Genomic DNA, 22,416 nt, shown 5'->3' with positions numbered 1-22,416 from the left:
GATGTGTAAAATTGTTCAAAATCCAGTGGAAACTCACGCAGAATTGCCTTGCTATCCTGTGTTTTCAATGGCCTAATGTACACTGCCAAAGGGCAAAAAACACAGAGAAAGCGAGGAGAAAGCGCAATGCTTACAACGAGATTTGGAATCGAGGTAGAATTGACGGGGATGACAAGAAAACAAGCGGCAAAAACTGCAGCAGCTTTTCTTGGAGGGAGGGTTGAATCCAGCGGAGATTATTACGATACCCAAAAGGTTATTGCACCGGATGGACGGATATGGAAATTCATGAGCGACGGGAGCATCCGGACTCAGAAAAAGGAAAACGGCAGGATTGTGGCGGCTGGCCGGGAATATAGCGTCGAGTTGGTAAGCCCGATACTGACATACCGCGAAGACATTGAAACCCTGCAGGAATTGATAAGGAGGCTTCGCAAGGCTGGAGGTTTTGCAAACACAAGCTGTGGAATTCATATCCATATAGACGGTGCAGACCACTCACCGCGAAGCATCCGTAATTTTATCAACATTATCGCCAGCAAGAATGACCTTTTCTATAAAGCATTGCAGATTGAGCCGGACAGGATGCGGTTTTGTAAAAAGATGGATGCGGCACTGGTTGAGAAGATGAATCGGCGTAAGCCCAAAACCATGGCGGCGATTGAGAGCATCTGGTACGAAGGTTACAGCGAAAGCCGAAGCACCCATTACCATAATAGCAGATACCACTTTTTGAACCTGCACAGCTTTTTTAATGGCAATGGGACAATTGAGCTTCGAGGCTTTAACAGCGAACTTCATGCGGGAAAAATTAGAAGCTACATAGTGCTTGCCCTTGCGTTAAACCATCAGGCGTTAACGCAAAAATGCGCTTCCAGCAAGAAACCACAGGTTGAAAATGAGAAGTTTGCCATGCGGACATATCTCAACCGCATAGGACTTATTGGTGATGAGTTCAAAAACTGCCGGGAGCATCTTTGCAAACACCTTGATGGTAACGCTGCATGGCGGTTTCGGGCAGCATAGATAGACAAGCGCAGGGGTGGCTCTCCGCCTCTGCCTTGGTAAATACAAGGAGGATGATACGATGAGCAAAGAAAAAGGAACCATATATTTAGCATACGGAAGCAATCTGAACTTAAGGCAGATGGCATACCGCTGCCCAACGGCAAAAGTGCTGGGGAGTGCAAAACTCACAGGATACCGGCTGTTATTCAGAGGAGGGAATGGCGGCGCAGTAGCGACAATAGAAAAACAAAAAGGTGAAAGTGTACCAGTAATGCTTTGGAGAATCATGCCTAATGATGAGAAAGCGCTGGACAGATATGAAGGTTATCCGCATCTATACCGGAAAGAAACGGTTAAGGTACGTTTCAAAGGGCAGTGGGTACCCGCAATGGTGTATATCATGAATGAAGGTAGACCTTTGGGAGCACCGGGTCGTTACTATTACGAGGTGATTCGGCAGGGCTATTTAGATGCGGGTTTTGATATTTCATTTCTCAATAAAGCGGTAAGAGATTCAATTTCAGCGGCAGAGAAGTCAGAGGTGTAGGACATGGGTACAGATTATGGCCATACGGGACAGCGGTGCCTGTAATATGTTTGACTTGCCAAGAGTACAGGAAGAGGCATATAAAATGGGGTTTTATGAATTAGTAGTATTTCTTAATGGACACAAGAAAGAATATGCCGAGTTTATCCTAACAGGCAAACGATAACGGTTATAACGTAACAAGTTTCATAGAAATCCACTTTAGAGAGGAACTTCATCCATGAGGTTCCTTTTTTCTTGCTCAATTTTAGGAAAGGAGGCGGCAAAGCTGCGGAAGTTAAAACGATATAAACCAACCAAGTTTATGGCGGAAGGTTCTCGATATGACAAGGAAGCGGCGGATGCCGCTGTTACTTTTATAAACTGCCTGAAGCATACCAAGGGTGAATGGTATGGAATGCCTTTTGAATTAATTGACTGGCAGGAACAGATTGTCCGGGACATATTCGGAATCTTGAAACCTAATGGATACAGGCAGTTTAACACTGCCTATATAGAAATTCCAAAAAAGCAGGGTAAGAGCGAACTTGCAGCGGCAATTGCTTTATATCTTACCTGCGGTGATTTCGAGCATGGCGGCGAGGTTTACGGATGTGCGTCTGATCGTCAGCAGGCATCCATTGTTTTCGACGTTGCAGTAGATATGGTGGAACAGTGTCCGGCATTAAAATCTCGAATTAAACCAATGTTGTCACAGAAGCGGCTGGTATATAAACCGTTAGGCAGTTTTTATCAGGTGCTTTCAGCGGAGGCATATACGAAACATGGCCTAAACGTCCATGGTGTGGTATTTGATGAACTTCATGCTCAGCCGAACAGGGATCTTTATGATGTAATGCTTCACGGATCTGGCGATGCAAGAAAACAACCGCTGTTTTTCCTGATCACAACTGCTGGCACAGACCGCAATTCCATCTGCTGGGAAGTGCACCAAAAGGCTGAGGATATTCTTCAAGGGCGTAAGATAGATCCGACTTTCTACCCTGTTATCTACAGCGCAGCCGATACCGATGACTGGACAAGTGAAAAGGTATGGAGAAAGGTTAATCCGTCACTAGGCATTACAGTTGACATCGAAAAACTGAGGGTGGCTTTTGAAAATGCCAAGCAAAATCCTGCAGAGGAAAATTTATTCCGTCAGCTCCGCTTAAATCAGTGGGTGAAACAATCGGTGCGCTGGATGCCAATGGATAAATGGGATAAGTGTGCGTTTCCTGTTGATGCAGAAAAATTGCGCGGCAGAACCTGTTACGGAGGACTTGACCTGTCATCTACTACCGATATTACCGCCTTTGTGCTGGTGTTTCCACCGCTTGATGAATCTGCCAAATATCAGATTCTACCTTTTTTCTGGATACCGGAGGAGAATATTGATCAGCGTGTGCGGAGAGATCATGTACCTTATGATGTCTGGGAGAGGCAGGGCTTTTTATTTACCACCGAGGGTAACGTGGTACATTACGGTTTTATCGAGACCTTTATTGAGGAACTCGGAATGAAATATAACATTAAGGAAATAGCCTTTGACCGCTGGGGCGCAATTCAGATGACGCAAAACCTCGAGGCTTTGGGGTTTACGGTTGTTCCATTCGGTCAGGGTTTCAAGGATATGTCGCCGCCTACAAAAGAGTTGATGAAGCTGACATTGGAAGAACGCATCGCCCATGGTGGTAATCCAGTACTGCGGTGGATGATGGACAATATCTATGTCAAAACCGATCCCGCCGGAAACATTAAGCCGGATAAAGAAAAATCCACCGAGAGAATAGATGGTGCGGTAGCGTTAATTATGGCGCTTGACCGCGCGTTAAGGCATGACGGGGATGAACGCAACGGATCAATTTATGATGAAAGGGGGCTGTTGATTATATGAGTGTATTTTCCCGTTTGTTCAAAGCAAGGGACAAGCCGAAAAACAGCCTGTTCGGTAATGCATATAGCTTTTTCTTCGGCGGCACATCCAGCGGAAAGGCTGTCAATGAGCGGACTGCTATGCAGACAACTGCAGTGTATGCCTGTGTAAGGATACTTGCAGAAGCCATCGCCGGGCTTCCGCTTCATGTGTACCGCTATAAAGAAGACGGTGGCAAAGAAAAAGCGTTGACCCACCCGCTCTATTATTTACTCCATGACGAACCAAACCCTGAGATGACTTCATTCGTGTTCCGAGAAACACTGATGAGTCATCTTCTTTTATGGGGAAATGCTTACGCTCAAATTATTAGGGACGGTTCCGGACGAGTGCTGGCGCTTTATCCACTTTTGCCAAACAAAATGACGGTAGACAGGGCTCCAAACGGAGAACTGTTTTACACTTATCGGCGCGACAGCGATGAGAGCAGGGTTAATCCAAAAGCAGGCCTTATATACCTGCGAAGTGACGAGGTGCTTCATATCCCGGGGCTCGGTTTTGACGGACTGATCGGATACTCCCCTATTGCTATGGCCAAGAACGCCATAGGCATGGCTATTGCCTGTGAGGAGTATGGTGCATCCTTTTTTGCCAACGGAGCAAATCCGGGTGGCGTTCTGGAACATCCCGGCGTATTAAAGGATCCGGCAAAGGTGCGAGAAAGCTGGAACGCTGTTTATCAAGGAAGTGCCAATGCTCATCGCATTGCAGTCCTGGAAGAGGGAATGAAGTTTCAACCAATCGGCATTCCACCCGAACAGGCACAGTTTTTAGAGACAAGAAAGTTTCAGATAAATGAAATTGCTCGGATATTCCGAGTACCTCCCCATATGGTTGGAGATCTTGAAAAGTCAAGCTTTTCAAACATCGAACAGCAATCTCTGGAATTTGTTAAATACACGCTTGACCCGTGGGTGGTGCGTTGGGAACAGGCTCTCCAAAAAGCGCTGCTTTTACCATCAGAGAAGCGGGCATACTTTGTCAAATTCAATGTAGATGGCCTTCTGCGCGGTGATTATGCAAGCCGCATGAATGGTTATGCTGTAGCTCGACAGAACGGCTGGATGTCTGCTAACGATATCCGCGAGCTTGAGGACATGAACCGGATTCCGGCGGAGTTGGGCGGAGATCTGTATCTTGTTAACGGTAACATGACCAGGCTTGCCGATGCAGGTGCATTTGCAGGCAAAAACAATGCTGAAACGGAGGGATCAAAAGTTGAACAAATCACAAAAACCAAAACCGGTTTGCCGCTTCTGGAACTGGATACAAAACGATGATGGCAGCCGGACATTATATATTGACGGCCCAATAGCTGAAGAAAGCTGGCTGGGAGACGAAGTAACTCCCAAACAGTTCAAATCAGAGCTGTTGTCCGGAGAGGGTGATTTAACAATCTGGATTAACAGCCCGGGCGGCGATATATTTGCAGCTAATCAAATTTACAACATGCTTATGGATTACAAAGGCAAAGTGACGGTAAAGATTGACGGTATTGCAGCCAGCGCCGCTTCGGTCATAGCTATGGCCGGGGGTGACGTCTTTATGTCACCTGTCAGCATGATGATGATTCACAACCCTATGACAATAGCTATCGGTGATACAGAGGAAATGGAGAAAGCTATCGCAATGCTGGAAGAAATAAAGGAATCCATCATCAACGCTTATGAGCTGAAAACCGGACTTTCCAGGGTAAAAATATCGCACCTAATGGATGCAGAAAGCTGGTTTAACGCAAGAAAAGCGGTGGAACTTGGCTTTGCCGATGGAATCTTGTTTATGGAGGATGAATCATTCCCATCCGAATTTGAAGTATCAGGAGGAATGATCTTCAGCAGGCAGGCAGTAACAAATTCCATCCTGCAAAAGCTTAAACCAAAAGAAAAACCAAAAGGAACACCAATTGAGTCGCTTGAAAAGCGGCTTTTTTTATTAAAACCTTAAGGAGGATTTGATTATGAGTAAAATACTGGAACTGTGTGAAAAACGCGCTAAAGTATGGGAAGCTGCTAAAGCTTTCCTCGACAGCAAACGCGGGAACGACGGACTGCTTTCACCGGAGGATACCGCGACTTATGAAAAAATGGAAGCCGACGTTATTGCGCTGGGCAAAGAAATAGAGCGTCTTGAGCGTCAGGCTGCCATAGATTTGGAACTGTCAAAACCGTTGAATATTCCTATTACAGACAAACCCACTTCCATATCTGGCAACAATGAAAAAACCGGACGTGCCAGCGATGAGTACAGGCAGTCTTTCTGGAACATGATGCGCGGCAGGCGCAAATATGACGTACACAACGCGCTGCAGATTGGAGAGGACACCGAAGGTGGATATCTTGTTCCCGACGACTTTGAGCGTACTCTTGTGGAAGCACTGGAGGAGGAGAATATCTTTAGGCAGATTGCCAATGTTATTACCACGTCCAGCGGCGACAAGAAAATTCCTGTGGTGGCAAGCAAGGGTACTGCATCTTGGGTGGATGAGGAAGGCCAGATTCCCGAAAGCGATGACTCCTTTGCACAGGTATCCATCGGCGCATATAAGCTGGCTACTATGATCAAGGTGTCAGAGGAGTTGTTAAACGATAGTGTATTCAACCTTGAACAGTATATAGCCAAAGAATTCGCCCGCCGAATCGGAGCAAAAGAGGAGGAAGCATTTTTTATCGGCGACGGATCTGGCAAGCCAACCGGTATCTTGGCGGATAACGGCGGTGGCGAGATAGGAGTAACTGCGGCGAGCGCAACAGCCATTACCCTTGACGAGATCATGGACTTGTTCTACAGCCTAAAGTCTCCGTACCGCAGGAACGCTGTATTCATTATGAATGATTCGACAATTAAAGCTATAAGGAAGCTCAAAGACAACAACGGTCAGTATCTCTGGCAGCCTTCTGTAACTGCTGGAACACCGGATACTATCCTCAATCGTCCAGTTAAAACTTCTGCATTTATGCCAGCCATTGCCGCCGGAGCAAAAACGATTGTATTCGGTGATTTTTCTTATTACTGGGTGGCAGACCGTCAGGGCAGGGTTTTTAAGCGGCTTAATGAGTTGTATGCTGCGACCGGACAGGTAGGATTCATGGCAACCCAGCGTGTAGATGGCAAGCTGGTGCTGGCAGAAGCAGTCAAGATACTGCAGCAGAAATCAGCTTAATTAAAACGGAGGTGCTGCGGCATGGAACTTTTGGAGAAGGTTAAAGCAAACCTCATATTGCAGCACAGCGAAGATGACGCACTTTTACAAGAGTATATCAAAGCCGCAGTGGCCTATGCGGAAAGTTACCAGAAAAAGCCGGAAGGATATTATGCCGAAAACCCTATGCCGCCTACTACTGAGCAGGCTGTCATTATGCTGTCGAGCCATTTTTATGAAAGCAGGGATGGCTCGACGGCTGGCTTTTTTGGGGATAGTGTGCAGGCAGGACAGCAGGTATGGAATACAGTTAATCTATTGCTGCGGCTTGACAGAGAATGGCGTGTTTAACGCCTTGGGCCCCCGCGAAGTCTTATGACTTCGTGGGGAGAGGAGGAGCAACGGAGCGGGCGAGCTTTTGCCACTAGTGGCAAAACGAGCAAAGCGGAGTTTGCGACGACGAGGAAGGTGTAAATATGGGCCTTGGGAAAATGAAAACTTTCGTGGACATTATCTCAGACAAGCCGGTTAAGGATAGTGAGGGTTTTACTGAAAAAGGTGATGTCATTCTCGCTTCGGTAAGGGCATACAAGGAAGATAGGCATGGCAGTGAAAAATGGGCAAACAGGGCGGCGTTTTCGCAGGCGTCTGCCCTGTTCCGCTTCCGTAAGATACCTAACCTGGAAGTTACCACAGATCTTGTACTCGTTTGCAGCGATGGCAGGTACAACATTATCAGTGTAGAGGATGTGAAGGGACGCGGAATGTATATTGAGGTGCTTGCGGAAAAAGTGAAATCAAGCAAAGCATAAAAGGAGGGGCTGCAACGTGGCTAAGGTGGAAGTTAAAATGCCGGAAGAGTTCTTGCTCAAGTTATCCAGACTTGGAGAAAGAACAGACGAAATCATACCTAAGGTGCTGGAAGCAGGCGGGGAAGTGGTTCTTTCAAAAGTGAAGTCCAATCTTCAGTCAGTTATCGGGAGCGGCACTAAATATCCGTCCAGAGCAACCGGTGAATTGGTAAATGCTTTGGGACTCTCTCCTGCCAAACAGGACAGGGATGGAAACCACAACATAAAAATCGGCTTTACTGAACCAAGGAAGGATGGGGAAAGCAATGCGAAGATTGCTAATATTATTGAGTATGGTAAGTCCGGGCAGCCTCCAAGGCCCTTTTTGAAACCGGCAAAATCAGCTACAAGGAAGTCCTGCATCGAAGTAATGAAGTCAAGACTGGAACAGGAGCTGGGTCGTATATGAGCATATTGTCAGAATTAAACTCGTTATTGGATGGTTTGGGTATCCCCATTGAAACCGGGGTATTTAGCGGTGTACCGCCAGATGAGTACCTTGTCATTACTCCGATGACAGATACATTTGAAGTTTTTGCAGACAACCGGCCTCAGGTAGAAACCCAGGAGGTAAGGTTGTCTTTATTTATAAAGGGAAACTACACTGCCCGTAAAAACGAAATAGTGAACACATTGCTTCAAGCAGGCTTTACCATTACCGACAGGCGGTATATAGGCCATGAGGACGATACCGGCTATCACCACTATGCCATTGATGTGGCAAAAGAGTATGAAGTAAAGGAGGAATGAAAAACATGGCCACAATCGGACTGGACAGGTTATATTATGCCAAAATAACTGAGAATGAAAACGGAGAAGAGACATACGCCACGCCTGTTCCGCTGGCTAAGGCTATTACGGCAGAGCTTTCTGTAGAACTGGCAGAGGCGACGCTTTATGCCGATGACGGGGCGGCAGAAGTGGTCAAGGAATTTCAAAGCGGCACCCTGACTCTTGGCGTTGCAGACATCGGAGTAGCCGCTGCAGAGGTTTTGACGGGAGCCACTCTTGATGACAATAATGTGCTGATTTCTGCCAGTGAGGATGGTGGCGCTCCTGTGGCAATCGGCTTTAGAGCCAAGAAAGCTAACGGCAAGTACAGGTATTTTTGGCTTTACAGGGTTAAATTCGGAATTCCGGCTACAAATCTCCAAACGAAAGGTGATAGCATTACCTTTTCGACACCCACCATTGAAGGGACAGTCATGAGACGTAACAAACCAGATGGCCAGGGAAAGCACCCTTGGAAGGCAGAAGTCAGCGAAGACGATCCCGGTGTATCGCCTGAAACTATTACCGGCTGGTATACGGAAGTTTATGAGCCGGTATTTGCTGTGGGAGGAGGCAGCGAATAATGCAGGATAATGACAGAAGCGCAATTATCAAAATCGGCGATGAAGAATATCAGCTTATTCTAACCACTAAAGCGACAAAGGAGATTGCAAAAAGGTACGGCGGTCTTGAAAACCTCGGCACGAAACTGATGAAAACCGAGAACTTCGAGATGGCTCTTGACGAAGTGGTATGGCTGATTACTCTGCTGGCTAACCAGAGCATTTTGATACACAACCTCAAAAATCAGGATAAGCGTGAACTCCTGACTGAAGAGACAGTGGAACTTCTCACATCTCCTTTGGAACTGGCAGCATATAAAGACGCTATCATGGAAGCAATGTTCAAGGGTACCAAAAGAAACGTTGAAAGTGAGGATGACTTAAAAAACACACCGGCCGAGTGAGCGATGAGGAATTGTTCACTCGGCTTCTATATTACGGTACTGTTCAGCTCAACCGTTCAGAGGATGAAGTATGGCTAATGCCTATTGGGTACCTGCTTGATTTATGGGAGTGCCATAGACAGTTTTTAGGGCTGGCGAAACAAAAGCGTATGCTTACCATTGATGATGTGATACCTTACGGAATATAAGCAGCAAAAAAGCAGGGTGGCTGTAATCCCTGCTTTAAAAAGCTGCTTTTATTCCATTTGCAAAAACTCTGCCGCTGTTACGATCTTTGGGTTTGTTACGCCGGATTCAAGGAAATCCCTATCTCCGGTTACAAGCACGTCAGCTTTTGCCGCAATGGCCGCCCTGAGTATTGGCCTGTCGGATGCGTCCCGGACAAGCGCCTCATCCGACACGCCAACTGCGGGAGTTGGAACAACTTCAAGAACGGTAAGCGCAATCGCCAAAAAGCGTTCAAGCGCCTGGATCTTATGGGGGAATTTCCGGTTGTATACCCGGCGAAGCTCATCGATGTTTTGATCGCAAACCATACCGTGGTTGGGGTGTGTTACAGCTTTAATGTACGCCTGATAAGGCGTTCCTTCGCAGCTCAAGGAAGCGGAGATCAGGATGTTGGTGTCAATTAACACTCTCATAGACCTTCAATCTCCGCGCGGACGTCCTTCACCAGATCCATAACATCGTCATCATTGCGGATCCCGGCTTTTTCCGCTTCGCCCTCCATTTCTTTCTGTAGCATTTTCATGGCGTAGACAGCGGAGTTCATAAGAATAACCCGGTCTTCCTCGCAAATGAGGGTGACGCGGTCTCCGGTGGAAAGGCGAAGTTTGGAGCGGATATCTTTTGGCAGCGTGATCTGGCCTTTTGCCATTACCTTTGCATTATCAACTATGGGAACGTTCATGCTAAGTCCTCCTTTTTAGGATTTGAAAAGCAGGAAATTCCCTACTTTCCCTACTATTAGTATATGCCAAACCGCATTGAAATACAATAGCCTTTTAAAATTTTTTAATTTTTACTCGAAAGGAGGCGGTTATGTGGCAGACAATTTTGGCTTGAAGATTGGGATTGAAGGCGAAAAGGAATTTAAGAACGCCATTCGTGAGATCAACCAAAGTTTTAAGGTACTGGGCAGCGAGATGAACCTGGTTGCATCTCAGTTTGATAAGCAAGATAAATCAGTTGAAGCTGTTACTGCAAGAAACAAGGTGCTGAATAAAGAAATCGAATTGCAGAAAGAAAAAATTGCTACTTTGGAGAAAGCGCTTGCCAACGCCGCCTCCTCTTTCGGGGAGACCGACAGACGTACTCAGTCGTGGCAAATACAGCTTAATAATGCAAAAGCCGAACTGAACAAAATGGAGCGCGAGCTCGAACAGTCTGCTGAAAGTGCAGACGAGCTTGGGGACGAATTGAAGGAAAGTGGAGACAATGCCGAAAAATCCGGCTCGAAATTTGAGAAACTGGGCAGTGTCCTTAAAGGTGTTGGCGCGGCTATGGGTGCTGCAGCAGCCGCAGCGGGCGCGGCTGCCATCAAGCTGGGAAAAGAGGTCGTGGAGCAGTTTGGTGAGCTTGAGCAGAACCTTGGCGGTTCTGAAGCTGTGTTTGGCGAATATGCTGCACGTATCCAGAAAACAGGAGAAGAAGCTTACAAGAACCTGGGCTTGTCCCAATCCGAGTACCTTGCCACCGCCAACAAAATGGGCGCACTGTTTCAGGGTGCTGGTGTCGATCAGCAAAAAAGTCTGGAGCTTACTGAGAAGGCCATGCAACGGGCGGCAGATATGGCTTCGGTTATGGGCATTGACATGCAGACTGCCATGGAATCCATCGCTGGCGCAGCCAAGGGTAACTTCACCATGATGGATAATCTAGGTGTCGCCATGAACGCCACTACCATCGAAGCTTATGCTCTTGCAAAAGGGCTGGATTTTGCCTGGAATAGCGCAACCAATGCCGAAAAGGCCGAGATCGCCATGCAGATGTTTTTTGAAAAAACCGAACAGTATGCTGGCAACTTCGCAAGAGAGTCTACCCAGACCATCAGCGGTTCCATTGGTCTTTTACAAGCCTCTCTAAGTTCGTTTATAGCAGGACTTGGCAATGCGAACGCTGATATGACGAACCTAACACAAAATCTTGTGGATGCCTTTCAGGCTGTAGTTAAAAATATTGTACCGGTTTTGGAAAATATAGTGGCTGCTCTGCCGGAGGCAACCGGTGCGATTATCTCAGCAGTCAAAGATCTGCTTCCCGTGCTGTTGCAAACTGTAACTGAATTGTTCTCTCAGGTGCTTCAAACTCTCTTGAGCCTGCTGCCGGAGCTGATCCCGGCGGCAGTAGATGCAGTCATGACCATTGCAGGTACACTCATTGATAACCTGCCTTTACTCATTGATGCAGCGGTGCAGCTAATCACAGCGTTGGTAATGGGGCTTGGAGAAGCATTACCGGAGCTAATTCCAGCAGCGGTTCAAGCAGTGATCACCATTGTGCAAGGGCTGCTGGATAATATGGACAAAATCCTTGAAGCTGCTTTTACATTGATTCAAGGACTGGCGCAGGGACTTTTAAATGCATTGCCAGAACTAATTGAAGCACTGCCGAGGATAATTACAACAATCATTGACTTTGTGACGAACAATATGCCGAAGATCATAGAATTGGGAATTACGCTTATCGTACAGCTTGCTGCCGGGCTTGTGAAAGCCATTCCAGAACTAGTAAAGTCTTTACCTCAGATTGTTGCGGCTATTATAGAAGGCTTGGGCAAGGCGGTTGTTTCAGTGGTTGAGATTGGTAAGAACATTGTAAAAGGCATCTGGGAAGGTATTAAAAGCCTTGGTAGCTGGATTAAGGATAAGGTTTCCGGTTTCTTTTCCGGTATTGTTGATGGAGTAAAGAATTTTCTTGGAATCAGATCTCCGTCCACTGTTTTTGAAGGTATTGGCGGCAATATGGCACTGGGTATTGGTGAGGGATTTGACAAGACTATGGCCAGAGTGGCAGACGATATGCAAAATGCAGTGCCGACAGATTTTAATATATCTCCTGATATTAGTGTAAGTGGAAGAGGTGGATTTAGCGATTTAGCTTCTGGGCCGCTTGTTGTGGTGCAGCAGATGATTGTTCGTGGTGAAGAAGACATACGTAGGATTTCACAGGAGTTATATAACCTGATGCAGACAGGTTCAAGGGCGCAGGGACGTTTTATAACAGCGTAATGGAGGGAAGCATATGGGATTTATCTACAATGGAATATCGTCGCAAAGTATGAAAATACGAGCAAGACTTACCAAATGGCAGGTCTCCCCTGCCCTGCGCAATTCCTTTGAAACTGTGCCGGGCAAAGCAGGTATTGCAGATTTTGGCTGCGACATATCAGAACGAAACATAATAATTAGCTGTAGTGTGCTTCCCCAGCGCAGTTTTGCTGAGCTTGTATCGGTTCTTGATAATGTTGCAGAATGGTTAAATCCGGAAAACGGGCTTAAGCAACTTGTTATAGATGATTTGCCCGACCGATATTTCATGGCTCGCTTATCAGAAGCGGTTGACTGTGAGCGGATATTGCGGACAGCGGGCAGCTTTGAACTTCGGTTTGTTTGTCCCGACCCGTATGTTTACGCGTTGGAAGATGAGATATTTGTTCTTTCTGAAACAGGTCTGCATGAGTTGGAGAGGGTTAAAGGAAATACGGATTCCAATCCGGTTTATCTCTTGAAGGGTTTGATATCAACGTCCTCATCAAGCTATATTTCGCTTATTACAAACGGCGAGGAATTGCTAATTGTTGGCTCATTATCTGAAGGTGAAACTCTGATTGTCGACTCCGGCATGGTAACAGCTAAGGTTATTGATGAAACAGGCCGAACCTTGAGAAATGGTCTTCCCAGCCTGCAGGATCTGAATTTTCCAATTCTCAGGAAAGGTGTTAATCATATTGAGATTGCCGCAGAAAACGCGACCTTTACTGAGTTAAAAATACAGGCAAAAAGCAGATGGAGGTGATAACATGGCGATAAAATCAATCCTGACAAACCAAGAGGATTTTACCGGTGAGTTTCCTGTAACATCAAGGACGTCTGCTTTATGGCGATTTAATGAAAAAACACCAGACGAAAATCTTCAGCTTATAGACTCATCGGGACATGGCAGACATTTTACCATCTCCGGCTGGTCAGGGACATCGGCAAACCTTATTGCTGGAAGATTCGGAAGATACTTCAGGCAAAATATTGTTAATCCGACTTCTGAAAAGACCCATCTTATAGCAGAAAATGATGGGAGTTTCTTTAGCAATCTGGGCGAAAAGATTGTTGTAGGCGGTTGGATTAATCCTACCACCTATTCGGTCGGCCAGACATATATACCCATATTCAATACCCGCCAAGGACCCGGTCAGCCAATTTTTTATGTTTCACTTTATCAAGGGAGACTTAGGCTTATGTTGTATCTATTTAGCCCCCTAGAACCTTTGGAGAAAATGCACGAATATGTTAGTATTGAAGTAGGGGGTAATGAGAGTGACAAAAAATCAGTACAGTGATGAATTTAAAGAACAAATTATAAAAGAATGTCAGGAGACAGGCAACGTAGCTCTAGTAGCCCGGAGGCATGAGATAGCAACAACTACTATCCATACCTGGCTGAAAAAACAACGCCAAAGAGGTTCCGTAAAACCTCTGCCCAAAGCAAAAGAAGAACGGTACAAAGCCATGGAAAAACAGCTTAAAGAAGTAAGTACAGAAAATGACAGATTAAAACGTCTTCTTGCCGAGAAAGAACTACAATTGGCAATTCTAAAGGACTTGATGAATTGTAAAAACCCTCGGTAACCGGCAGAGTTGCCATTGCTAAGAGGTGGATAGAAAAGGGATACAACGCAACTACTGTTCTCAACTCTGTCGGTCTAGCTGCATCCACCTATTACTACAACATCACTAAAGAAAGCAAAGGGGAACAAACATCAACAAAAAAGCAGACGGGACGTAAAATACCAGGCTATTCACTGAACAAAAAGGGAGAAAAGATACCGGATGAACTTATCAAAGAATACCTTTGTGAGCTTATAGCCGGTGATGGTTTTCCCTATGGATATAAAAAACTTAAGTATTGCTTAAAAAAGGATTATAAACTAGTAATCAATCACAAAAAAGTCTACCGGCTTTGCAAAGAACTTGATATTTTACGTCCCCAGCGAAAAATATATCCCAAACGTCCTAAGAAGCTCGCTAAACGAGAGAAAATAACTGGCCCTAATCAGCTTTGGCAAATGGATTTAAAGTATGGCTACATTGCCGGAACCAGTCAATTTTTCTTCCAACTATCAGCCATAGATGTATTTGATAGATCGATAGTAGGTTACCATGTAGGATTAAGCGCCACGGCAAAGGATGCCTGCAGGGTACTTATAAATGCCCTTAAAAAACGTAACTTAACTCCCGGTATGAAAATGCCGGTGATAAGAACAGACAATGGGCCCCAATTTATTGCTAAACTGTTTAAAGAAACTTGTGATAGATGGAATATAAAGCATGAAAGAATTCCTGTAAAAACACCTAATATGAATGCCTATATAGAGTCATTCCACTCTATTCTAGAAGATGAATGCTACAGCCGCCATGAATTTGACAGCTTTATGGAAGTATATGGGGCTATTAGTGAATACATTGATTACTACAACAATAGGCGTAGACATAGCAGTATAAAGTATATGGCTCCTAATGAGTTTTACAAAGCCTTTACAAAAGGGCAATTAGCTAACTCAGTCCAACCTCTTATCGCCTAATACTGTAATCCTACTAGCCAACCTCAGCTACAAATAAGCAGGCTTCCGCAATTGGTGTCAAGGGTGCGAAGCAGGCTTTAGCCCTTGCCCTTGACAGCATAAGGAAGGCAGCTAAAATTGGAGGAGGTTGGATAGGCAATCGTCTTAAAACTATTGGATGGTATTATTTACCATTAGGTAGAAAATTATAGCTTCACTATTACTGAGAAAGAATCAAGTGGATATTCTCCAATTTTAGGGGGTCAGCCCGATGAATATGAGTTTGAGATAATTGAATCAAATAACGATTATATCCTGGAATACAAAAGTAAAACCGGTAATCTTAATTATTCTTACTACAAAGATAAGAAATTAGTTGACGAAATGATAGCCCAAATACAAAAAGAAAAGGAACTTATCGAAATCGAAGAATCAGAGAAAGAACAATCCAAAAAACAAGAAATAGCTGAAATATTAGTTGGTATTTGGGAATGTTCAAGTATCAACCATACTGTAGAATTTACAGTTGATGGCAAACACATACATAACATTTCAGATGATATATATACATGGGAATATGAAATAATTGATTCCAATACTCTTAAAATTACAACAGATGACGGTAAGGTTTTAACTAAAGTGTTTGAAGTTAGAGAAACAGATGTAAATTTTCAAATTAAATTAGATAATATTTTCAAATTATTTTAGGTCAATTTTACCACAAATTAGTGAATATTTTCAAATTAAAATAGGAACGCGATAATCAAATTTTCAAATTCCAGTAGGATTCAAAATAAAATTTGGAAAAATAAGTATTGCATAACACTTTCAAATTTGTATAATAAAAATGAGCAGATTAACTGCTCTTAAAATTTTAATCAAAATATTGATAATAGAAAACTTTTAAGTATAAATTCAATAAGTTCACAACATTTATTACTTAAACGGTTTATAACCGTTGTACTAAGGCTGCCGGTTAAAGATAAAAGTATTTTAGATATCAAAATCTTTTTGTCCTTGGTATACGATTTCTTCATCTACATGCTTTTGCTTTATTGAACAAGCATACATAAGGCTTGAGGTTGCAAGACTGTTAACAAGGCGGGGTACGCCTTTTGATGCAGAATAAATAGCTTCAATTGCAGCCTGGGTAAATATATTTTCATGTAAACCGGCAGACTTTAGCCTTGTAAAAATATAGTCTGAAAGTTCCTCAGGCTTTAACCCCTGCATTACGTATTTTACGGCTATACGCTGCTTTAAAGGTGCATTTACCGCTAACTGTAATTTGTTCCTGATTTGCGATTGCCCCGACAATATTAATATAAAAGGATTTTCAGAGTCCATTTTAAAGTTAAATAAAAGCCTTAATTCTTCAAGTATGCTGTTTGACAGCATCTGTACCTCGTCAAGGATAATAACCGGAGTAATTTTTTGATTATAGTACAAAGACATTATTGCTTGTTGTATCTGATGAAACATTGTAACCTTCTTATGTGAAGGCACTTCTCCTAAAGATATTAAAAGACCCCGGTAAAAATCCATAACGGTAACTGTTGAGAGAGAAAAATAGCAGGGTTTGTAAAGTCCCGGATTTAACCCGGCTGAAAATTTTCTTAAGGCGGTGGATTTTCCCATTCCCGGTTCACCGACTAAAAGAAACATTCCCCGGATGTTTTGAATATATTTAAATCTTGAATTTAATTCCTTAATATCTTCACTTTCATAAACATCAGAAATATCAATTTCTTTTCCAAAAGGATTGTATTTTAGTCCAAAAAACTGTCTGAACATAATTATTTCTCTCCTTCCATAATTGTTTTAAATGAAATTGTTTGTTTTGATTTAGGCATGTCAGCATGTGTTACAGATACTTCGTTATTTTGTAAATCCACTATTAACTCAGAATTTTTAGGTCTGCCCCTTCGTTTCATATGGGCATTGTCATGAAAATTAACCTGCAAGGCTTCACCGATTTTCTTGCCTTCATAGTATATGAATACCGGCCAAAAAGGTATGTCAAGCCGTTGAGGGTCATATCTGACTTCAACTCTTAAACCTGCAAACTTAATGTCAGTTTCATACAGTATATTGTTTATGGAAAATGTGCCGTCATGGTTAATTTTGCGTTTTACACGTAAAAGAAGCTTTTCTTCTAACTGTGCAGGGTCAGTACATTGTTTTATTCTTGAAGCCTGTGACATAAAAAAGTCTAACGGTGTTACCCCTTTAAGTGATGAATGAGGCTTCTTATGGTAATCCTCATCAAGCCATTTCCAAAACTCAAAATTCAGGTCTTCTAAACTCTTAATTTTATTCATATTAAGTTGGGATAAAAATCTTTTTCTAACTGTTAAAAAGAACCTTTCTATTTTTCCCCGGCTATGTGCAACAAAGGGTTTCGAATGTATAAGAGCGCATCCTACGTCCGCGCACATAAATTCAAACTGCTGTGAACGGTAAATCTTCCCATTGTCCGTATAGAGCAAGGAAGGTATGCCTCTTTTTAACACCGCTTCTTTAAATGAATGCCTTAACGATTCTAAATTTTGTGTATAGTAAAATTCTCCGTGAGGTACAAGTCTTGATGCATCATCTATATATGCTAATAAGTATGTGGCTCTTTTCTTCCTGCCTTCCTGTATGTAAGGTCCATACATTAAATCCCCATACCACAACTCATTTATATATTGATGTGCAAATCTTTTAATTTCTTTTTTCTCTTCAGTTTCATAAATGCTTTCATGATTTGAAAATTTTAAAAACCTGTATAGTGTGGTAAGTGATATTTGCCCTTCTTTTAATATGCCTTTTTTTATTAGTTTATCATAGATGATTGTAGTAGGCGCTTTAGGATATTTTCTTTTCGTCTCAAGGATTTTTTCAGCAAGTTCTGTATCTATTTTTCTACAATTACCCCTGTCTTTCCGGTATCCGGGTTTTAATGCATCCAATCCTCCACGCATGTAATCACAGTACCAGGACTCTATTGTTTTAGGTGAATATTTTCTTATGCCATAGTGTGGCATTTCTACGGGTTTTGATGAAATTTGAGCATAATAGTCCTTACGATTATTCACTTGTCCATTTAGGATCGGACTTATCAGTGAAAATCTTTTTAACGCAATGGCATTTCTTACCTCTTCACTTAACATATTCCTGACCTCCTGTTGCATTTTTAGGAAGCCATGACCGGTCAGGCTGTTCTTTACCACGGATGTTACCATAGTTATTTGCTCAAGTAAAGGAAAATATGGTGTTGCGGTTGATTTCATTAAAAATTTTTCATAAGACGCTTTTTAAAATCCTATTTTAATGTTATAATCATGCTGCAAGAAATGTTTTAGCGGTAGCTTGATAGTATTTTTGAGAGAATAGTTGAATGTTGGGGAATTCTCTTACTACTATTGCTAAAACGTTTCTTGCTTTTTCTGTGTTTCCAAGTGTTTCATCCGGTAATTTCACTTTGTGTATTATTTGTCTTAATCCATTTTGTATTGTATTGAGATTTTTAATGAATTTTTTTCTGTAATAGTATAGAATTTGCCTTGAAAACTGTACGTTGTTTTTTAGATTTAGTTGTTTTATAACTGAATTAATACTACCTTTACGATAAAATAAATTATATATGTATTCAAAAATATGATTTATTGCATTAATAAATCCGGGTAAACAAAAGTTAGGAATATATGATATGGTGCATCCACATAGAGGACATATATAGCGTCTGATTACTATTTTCCCTTTATATTCTTTTGAGTAATAATATCTTTCATAGAAGCCATGTTTGCGGAAACTAACTAATTTATTGCATTTTGGATTGTGACATCTTTTAGTTGGTGGCGGTGGAAAAGGATAATTTCTCCCAAGTTTAATATATTCATGAATTCCTTCATGAACATTGAAGATATATTGCATTTTTACATCACCCTCCGCAATATATTATAAAAAATAATCCTACTGTAAAGTGAAAATATTTTTTCAAATTGCGGTAGGGTTAAAAATTTTTTTCACCTATTTTAATGTGATAAAATAAGGGTAGATTTACCTAAATTAAAATGAAAATCTACAACTCAAAAACCGTCCAGTCTTCAGAAGTAACTTCCCTGTTTCCTACTATCCAGATATAATTCTCTTCCTCTTCTGAAGCCACTTTAGCAGTAATGTGGTATTCACCTGTTCCTTCTTCCAGTCTCAATTTCATCGACATGTTGTATTTCTTGCCTGATTTCATAAGATTTGTTATGTTTAAGAATGGCTGGCTCTCACTTGAGCTTCTGTCTGAAAGTACTAAAGATTTATTGTCACCCCAGTCATAAATACCAATTTCCCCGCCGTCTCCCCACGGCTTCGCTGTCCAGTTTCCTGTGTCTCCATCTTCAAAGTCTTGGAATAAAATCTTTTCCCCTAAAGGTAAAAACTCTTCCCCGTATACAGTTAGAACGTTTGCCGGCAGTAACCAACTAATTAAAAGTACCATCATTACTAAAAAGCTACTCTTTCTTTTCATTTAAATAGACCTCCCAATTTTAACTATAATTTTAATGAGTTTGAAAGAATTAATAAGTTTAGCTTATAGAATGCTTTCTTTTTTCTTTTTCTCTTTTTTCTTTGTGAACTATTTACCCTCCCTTCTAAACTTATATTGAAAAACATATACACTACACCCCTTGAAATTATATTATATCTCTATATTTATTATATCTTTTTATTTGTTATCTTTATTGGTTATCTTTTTTTCTCTAACTTTTTAATATTGTATTTTTGAGAATTAGACCTATGCAGACAAACCTACGCAGACAAGAAAAATTAGTTTTAGTTTAAATAAAAAATTAAAATAAAAACTTATACTACATGTATATTTTAACACACACCCTGGTCTATGTAAATAAATTGTTGCAATAAATTGTTTCTGTGTGAATATCATTTAGTCACTTTATAGCTTATTATTGGTTTTATTTAATTACAATTTTTTGATATTATGTCTTATTATCATATTGATATTATCATTATTTTATTATATATAGCCAATTTCTTATTATGTTTATAAAAAAGTATCCACAAAAATAATTTTTCGTAGCATACTTAATATAAGGGAGTGTATTATTTTTGCACTTGTACTGCATCCCACCTTTCAGAAGTAAAAAATTAACTCTCCGTCATATGAAAATTATAAATAAAATGTTTTTTTTAAAATTATGATTATTATAAGTCAATTACTGCGAAATATATAAATGCGCAGTATTGTGAATAAATTGTATAAAAACAGGAGGGGTATAAGATGAAACAAAAGGCAACAGTACTTTTGGCAATCATAATGTGTATGACAATTTTAGTTATGCCAAATGTACAAGCACGTACTGTAACATCAAATGAAATAGGCACACACGGGGGATATGACTTTGAATTTTGGGTAGATTCCGGTTCAGGGTCTATGACTTTAAAAGACGGCGGGGCTTTTAGCTGTCAGTGGAGTAATATAAACAATATATTATTCCGTAAAGGCCGCAAATTTGACCAAACCAAGACACATCAACAACTTGGTAATATTGTGGTGGAATACGCAGCTGACTACCGTCCAAATGGAAACTCATACCTATGTATCTACGGTTGGACAGTTGATCCCCTGGTAGAGTACTATATCATTGAAAGCTGGGGCAACTGGCGTCCTCCGGGAGCACAGTCAAAGGGTATGATTACAGTGGACGGCGGTACATACGACATTTATGAGACTACAAGGGTTAACCAGCCTTCCATTATAGGTACTGCAACTTTCCAACAGTATTGGAGTGTTAGAACATCTAAAAAAACAAGCGGTACTGTATCTGTAAGCCAGCACTTCAGAGCTTGGGAAAGCATGGGCATGAAAATGGGTAAAATGTATGAAGTTGCTACTACAGTAGAGGGATACCAGAGCAGCGGTTCTGCAGACGTTTATAAAAACGTAATTACCATTGGCGGAAGTATACCTAACGACCCAATAGACCCAGTGGAACCAGGAGGTCCAGGTGGTTCTACAATGCCGGAGAATAACGGTCCTAACTCAAGAGACGCTTTCTCAATAATTGAAGCAGAAGAATACAACGCTTACAGTTCTTCAAGCATGGAAATTATAGGAACTGGCAGCGGAGAAGGTATAGGCTATATAGAAAGCGGAAACACACTTACATTTAAAAATATAAATTTTGGCAGCGGAGCAAGTAAGTTTACTGCAAATGTTGCATCTGATGTGGATAATCCTACAACAATTGATATAAGAATAGGAAGTTCAACAGGAACACGCATAGGTTCTTTACAAGTGGGTTCAACAGGAGGTTGGAATGACTATACAGAGCTTTCCACAAACATAACTTCTGTTACAGGGGTAAATGATATTGTATTGGTATTTTCAGGTCCTGTAAATATTGACTGGTTTACTTTTACAAAGGGAAGCGGAAGTGATCCGGTACCTACCGTGGGGCCAGGTCCTGTAATTAAATTTGGTGATTTAAACGGTGATGGTATAATTGACTCTATGGATGCAGCGTTGCTTAACAGATACGTTATGGAGATTTCAACTTCCATACCCAAAATTGATGCTGCTGACTTAAACGGGGACGGCCTAATTAACTCTATGGACGCAACATTACTTAGCAGATACATATTGGAAGTAATTGACAAATTCCCTGCAGAAGATAAGGCACCGGTGCCAACGCCAACACCAACATCAGAACCCAGGGAAGTAAAAATAATGCCTTTGGGAGATTCAATAACTGACGGCTTTAATGTTCCGGGCGGATACCGTATCAAACTGTGGGATCTTATTGTAAGCAACGGATATAAAGTGGATTTTGTAGGTTCTCAATCCAATGGACCTGCACAGCTTCCGGATAAAGACCATGAAGGTTATTCCGGCTGGAGAACAGGACAGATTTCCGAAAGAATTAACGGATGGATGGATGCAGCAAAACCTGATATAGTACTTTTACATATCGGCACCAATGATGTTACTGCCGGTAATACAAGCCCCAATGAATTAGGTGCATTAATTGATAAAATATGTGCAAAATTACCACCGGGAGGAAAACTTTATGTTGCTCAGATAATTCCATTATCTTTTAGAGATGTGCGACCTCTTAACCAGTATCTTGTCAGTGTTGTAAACAGCAAAGCAAGTGCAGGGTTGCCGGTGTATTTAGTTGACATGTACAGTGCTCTTACACTTAATGACTTGGCAGACGGTATTCATCCTAGCAGAACCGGTTACGATAAAATGGCAGAAGTTTGGTTTGAAGCTATCCGCAATGATTTATCCAGATAGTTTAAATGATTTATCCGGATAATTTTTAATAGGGTTGTGGCACAGGCGGTAGATAAACTGCTTGTGCCATATTTTTATATGTTAATCCCCCCAAAAAATTCAGTTCTAAACAATATAATCTGATGAATATAAAACACCATAATTA

The 22,416-nt window shown here is 41.9% G+C and carries 25 protein-coding genes and 1 pseudogene; 20 read left to right on the top strand and 6 right to left on the bottom strand.

Translation table 11 applies throughout. The annotated features are described in order from the left end of the window. The first annotated feature begins 126 nt into the window (after positions 1-126). The 14 genes from HVS_RS13225 to HVS_RS13160 all read left to right on the top strand — a co-directional run bounded on the left by HVS_RS13225 (position 127) and on the right by HVS_RS13160 (position 9,383). The gene (locus HVS_RS13225) at positions 127-1,026 is read left to right on the top strand and encodes an amidoligase family protein (RefSeq protein WP_101303092.1); all 900 of its coding nucleotides are present in this window, start codon (positions 127-129) and stop codon (positions 1,024-1,026) included. Positions 1,027-1,087: 61 nt separating this feature from the next. Beyond that, on the top strand, positions 1,088-1,555 hold the full coding sequence (locus tag HVS_RS13220; RefSeq protein WP_023062547.1) for a gamma-glutamylcyclotransferase family protein: 468 nt from the start codon (positions 1,088-1,090) through the stop codon (positions 1,553-1,555). Between the two features lie 16 nt (positions 1,556-1,571). After that, a complete protein-coding gene (locus HVS_RS13215; protein ID WP_093751262.1) occupies positions 1,572-1,721 on the top strand; it encodes a DUF5049 domain-containing protein in 150 nt (49 codons plus the stop codon). A gap of 54 nt (positions 1,722-1,775) precedes the next feature. After that, positions 1,776-3,428 carry a terminase large subunit gene (locus HVS_RS13210; protein WP_101303090.1) on the top strand — a complete coding sequence of 551 codons (1,653 nt, stop codon included), beginning with the start codon at positions 1,776-1,778 and terminating at the stop codon, positions 3,426-3,428. Further along, a complete protein-coding gene (locus HVS_RS13205) occupies positions 3,425-4,747 on the top strand; it encodes a phage portal protein (RefSeq protein ID WP_101303087.1) in 1,323 nt (440 codons plus the stop codon). The genes HVS_RS13210 and HVS_RS13205 overlap by 4 nt, the downstream gene beginning before the upstream one ends. Next, positions 4,686-5,411: a head maturation protease, ClpP-related gene (locus HVS_RS13200; protein ID WP_101303085.1), complete on the top strand. Its 726-nt coding sequence runs from the start codon at positions 4,686-4,688 to the stop codon at positions 5,409-5,411. Before HVS_RS13205 ends, HVS_RS13200 begins: the two co-directional genes overlap by 62 nt. A gap of 13 nt (positions 5,412-5,424) precedes the next feature. After that, the gene (locus tag HVS_RS13195) at positions 5,425-6,627 is read left to right on the top strand and encodes a phage major capsid protein (RefSeq protein WP_101303083.1); all 1,203 of its coding nucleotides are present in this window, start codon (positions 5,425-5,427) and stop codon (positions 6,625-6,627) included. A gap of 21 nt (positions 6,628-6,648) precedes the next feature. After that, the gene (locus HVS_RS13190; protein ID WP_101303081.1) at positions 6,649-6,957 is read left to right on the top strand and encodes a head-tail connector protein; all 309 of its coding nucleotides are present in this window, start codon (positions 6,649-6,651) and stop codon (positions 6,955-6,957) included. 125 nt (positions 6,958-7,082) lie between these two features. After that, entirely contained in the window at positions 7,083-7,418 is a 336-nt protein-coding gene (locus HVS_RS13185) for a head-tail adaptor protein (protein WP_101303079.1), read from the top strand. A gap of 16 nt (positions 7,419-7,434) precedes the next feature. After that, a complete protein-coding gene (locus HVS_RS13180) occupies positions 7,435-7,866 on the top strand; it encodes an HK97-gp10 family putative phage morphogenesis protein (RefSeq protein ID WP_003516027.1) in 432 nt (143 codons plus the stop codon). Then, positions 7,863-8,207: a hypothetical protein gene (locus HVS_RS13175; protein WP_003516028.1), complete on the top strand. Its 345-nt coding sequence runs from the start codon at positions 7,863-7,865 to the stop codon at positions 8,205-8,207. Before HVS_RS13180 ends, HVS_RS13175 begins: the two co-directional genes overlap by 4 nt. 5 nt (positions 8,208-8,212) lie before the next feature. After that, complete coding sequence (locus tag HVS_RS13170; protein WP_101304294.1) at positions 8,213-8,812, top strand: major tail protein; 600 nt, start codon at positions 8,213-8,215, stop codon at positions 8,810-8,812. Then, entirely contained in the window at positions 8,812-9,195 is a 384-nt protein-coding gene (locus HVS_RS13165) for a hypothetical protein (RefSeq protein ID WP_003516030.1), read from the top strand. The genes HVS_RS13170 and HVS_RS13165 overlap by 1 nt, the downstream gene beginning before the upstream one ends. Then, positions 9,192-9,383, top strand: a complete 192-nt coding sequence (locus HVS_RS13160; RefSeq protein ID WP_101303077.1) for a hypothetical protein — start codon at positions 9,192-9,194, stop codon at positions 9,381-9,383. The genes HVS_RS13165 and HVS_RS13160 overlap by 4 nt, the downstream gene beginning before the upstream one ends. Before the next feature lie 48 nt (positions 9,384-9,431). Here HVS_RS13160 and HVS_RS13155 read toward each other — a convergent pair whose 3' ends face one another. After that, positions 9,432-9,836, bottom strand: a complete 405-nt coding sequence (locus tag HVS_RS13155) for a putative toxin-antitoxin system toxin component, PIN family (protein ID WP_101303075.1) — start codon at positions 9,834-9,836, stop codon at positions 9,432-9,434. Then, a complete protein-coding gene (locus tag HVS_RS13150; protein ID WP_004463997.1) occupies positions 9,833-10,105 on the bottom strand; it encodes an AbrB/MazE/SpoVT family DNA-binding domain-containing protein in 273 nt (90 codons plus the stop codon). The genes HVS_RS13155 and HVS_RS13150 overlap by 4 nt, the downstream gene beginning before the upstream one ends. A 133-nt stretch (positions 10,106-10,238) precedes the next feature. Between HVS_RS13150 and HVS_RS13145 the strand changes: the two genes are divergently transcribed. From HVS_RS13145 to HVS_RS13125, 5 genes and pseudogenes are all read left to right on the top strand, one after another. Next, positions 10,239-12,425 carry a phage tail protein gene (locus HVS_RS13145; RefSeq protein ID WP_101303073.1) on the top strand — a complete coding sequence of 729 codons (2,187 nt, stop codon included), beginning with the start codon at positions 10,239-10,241 and terminating at the stop codon, positions 12,423-12,425. A gap of 13 nt (positions 12,426-12,438) precedes the next feature. Further along, positions 12,439-13,212 (top strand): distal tail protein Dit, encoded by a 774-nt coding sequence (locus HVS_RS13140; protein ID WP_045087894.1) that lies wholly within the window; start codon positions 12,439-12,441, stop codon positions 13,210-13,212. A 4-nt stretch (positions 13,213-13,216) separates the two neighbouring features. Beyond that, positions 13,217-13,657: pseudogene (locus HVS_RS13135) on the top strand (phage tail spike protein); the annotation flags it as partial. A 70-nt stretch (positions 13,658-13,727) separates the two neighbouring features. Beyond that, a protein-coding gene (locus HVS_RS13130; RefSeq protein ID WP_101303071.1) for an IS3 family transposase occupies positions 13,728-14,992 on the top strand; the annotation gives its coding sequence in 2 pieces (ribosomal slippage) (positions 13,728-14,034 and positions 14,034-14,992; 1,266 coding nt in all). Between the two features lie 363 nt (positions 14,993-15,355). Beyond that, complete coding sequence (locus HVS_RS13125) at positions 15,356-15,679, top strand: hypothetical protein (RefSeq protein WP_101303069.1); 324 nt, start codon at positions 15,356-15,358, stop codon at positions 15,677-15,679. Positions 15,680-15,964: 285 nt separating this feature from the next. Here the strand turns inward: HVS_RS13125 and HVS_RS13120 are convergent, their stop codons facing one another. The 4 genes from HVS_RS13120 to HVS_RS13105 all read right to left on the bottom strand — a co-directional run bounded on the left by HVS_RS13120 (position 15,965) and on the right by HVS_RS13105 (position 19,481). Continuing rightward, entirely contained in the window at positions 15,965-16,765 is an 801-nt protein-coding gene (locus HVS_RS13120; protein ID WP_101299048.1) for an ExeA family protein, read from the bottom strand. Between the two features lie 2 nt (positions 16,766-16,767). Then, positions 16,768-18,126 carry a DDE-type integrase/transposase/recombinase gene (locus HVS_RS13115; RefSeq protein WP_101299562.1) on the bottom strand — a complete coding sequence of 453 codons (1,359 nt, stop codon included), beginning with the start codon at positions 18,124-18,126 and terminating at the stop codon, positions 16,768-16,770. 169 nt (positions 18,127-18,295) lie between these two features. Further along, positions 18,296-18,889 (bottom strand): hypothetical protein, encoded by a 594-nt coding sequence (locus HVS_RS13110; RefSeq protein WP_101298571.1) that lies wholly within the window; start codon positions 18,887-18,889, stop codon positions 18,296-18,298. Between the two features lie 148 nt (positions 18,890-19,037). Then, positions 19,038-19,481, bottom strand: coding sequence for a carbohydrate binding domain-containing protein (locus HVS_RS13105; protein ID WP_101303067.1), 444 nt, complete (start codon positions 19,479-19,481; stop codon positions 19,038-19,040). 771 nt (positions 19,482-20,252) lie between these two features. Here HVS_RS13105 and HVS_RS13100 point away from each other — a divergent pair. Further along, the gene (locus HVS_RS13100; RefSeq protein WP_101303065.1) at positions 20,253-22,271 is read left to right on the top strand and encodes a glycoside hydrolase family 11 protein; all 2,019 of its coding nucleotides are present in this window, start codon (positions 20,253-20,255) and stop codon (positions 22,269-22,271) included. Positions 22,272-22,416: the final 145 nt, after the last annotated feature.

Source organism: Acetivibrio saccincola, assembly GCF_002844395.1.
Taxonomy (GTDB): domain Bacteria; phylum Bacillota; class Clostridia; order Acetivibrionales; family Acetivibrionaceae; genus Herbivorax; species Herbivorax saccincola.
This window is presented reverse-complemented; position numbering and strand designations above follow the sequence as displayed.

Excerpts from the sequence above, each read along its gene's own strand:
- HVS_RS13225 (WP_101303092.1), top strand. The coding sequence starts at position 127 with ATGCTTACAACGAGATTTGGAATCGAGGTAGAATTGACGGGGATGACA.
- HVS_RS13220 (WP_023062547.1), top strand. The coding sequence starts at position 1,088 with ATGAGCAAAGAAAAAGGAACCATATATTTAGCATACGGAAGCAATCTG.
- HVS_RS13215 (WP_093751262.1), top strand. The coding sequence starts at position 1,572 with ATGGCCATACGGGACAGCGGTGCCTGTAATATGTTTGACTTGCCAAGA.
- HVS_RS13210 (WP_101303090.1), top strand. The coding sequence starts at position 1,776 with ATGAGGTTCCTTTTTTCTTGCTCAATTTTAGGAAAGGAGGCGGCAAAG.
- HVS_RS13205 (WP_101303087.1), top strand. The coding sequence starts at position 3,425 with ATGAGTGTATTTTCCCGTTTGTTCAAAGCAAGGGACAAGCCGAAAAAC.
- HVS_RS13195 (WP_101303083.1), top strand. The coding sequence starts at position 5,425 with ATGAGTAAAATACTGGAACTGTGTGAAAAACGCGCTAAAGTATGGGAA.
- HVS_RS13190 (WP_101303081.1), top strand. The coding sequence starts at position 6,649 with ATGGAACTTTTGGAGAAGGTTAAAGCAAACCTCATATTGCAGCACAGC.
- HVS_RS13185 (WP_101303079.1), top strand. The coding sequence starts at position 7,083 with ATGGGCCTTGGGAAAATGAAAACTTTCGTGGACATTATCTCAGACAAG.
- HVS_RS13175 (WP_003516028.1), top strand. The coding sequence starts at position 7,863 with ATGAGCATATTGTCAGAATTAAACTCGTTATTGGATGGTTTGGGTATC.
- HVS_RS13170 (WP_101304294.1), top strand. The coding sequence starts at position 8,213 with ATGGCCACAATCGGACTGGACAGGTTATATTATGCCAAAATAACTGAG.
- HVS_RS13165 (WP_003516030.1), top strand. The coding sequence starts at position 8,812 with ATGCAGGATAATGACAGAAGCGCAATTATCAAAATCGGCGATGAAGAA.
- HVS_RS13155 (WP_101303075.1), bottom strand. The coding sequence starts at position 9,836 with ATGAGAGTGTTAATTGACACCAACATCCTGATCTCCGCTTCCTTGAGC.
- HVS_RS13150 (WP_004463997.1), bottom strand. The coding sequence starts at position 10,105 with ATGAACGTTCCCATAGTTGATAATGCAAAGGTAATGGCAAAAGGCCAG.
- HVS_RS13140 (WP_045087894.1), top strand. The coding sequence starts at position 12,439 with ATGGGATTTATCTACAATGGAATATCGTCGCAAAGTATGAAAATACGA.
- HVS_RS13125 (WP_101303069.1), top strand. The coding sequence starts at position 15,356 with ATGATAGCCCAAATACAAAAAGAAAAGGAACTTATCGAAATCGAAGAA.
- HVS_RS13120 (WP_101299048.1), bottom strand. The coding sequence starts at position 16,765 with ATGTTCAGACAGTTTTTTGGACTAAAATACAATCCTTTTGGAAAAGAA.
- HVS_RS13115 (WP_101299562.1), bottom strand. The coding sequence starts at position 18,126 with ATGTTAAGTGAAGAGGTAAGAAATGCCATTGCGTTAAAAAGATTTTCA.
- HVS_RS13110 (WP_101298571.1), bottom strand. The coding sequence starts at position 18,889 with ATGCAATATATCTTCAATGTTCATGAAGGAATTCATGAATATATTAAA.
- HVS_RS13105 (WP_101303067.1), bottom strand. The coding sequence starts at position 19,481 with ATGAAAAGAAAGAGTAGCTTTTTAGTAATGATGGTACTTTTAATTAGT.
- HVS_RS13100 (WP_101303065.1), top strand. The coding sequence starts at position 20,253 with ATGAAACAAAAGGCAACAGTACTTTTGGCAATCATAATGTGTATGACA.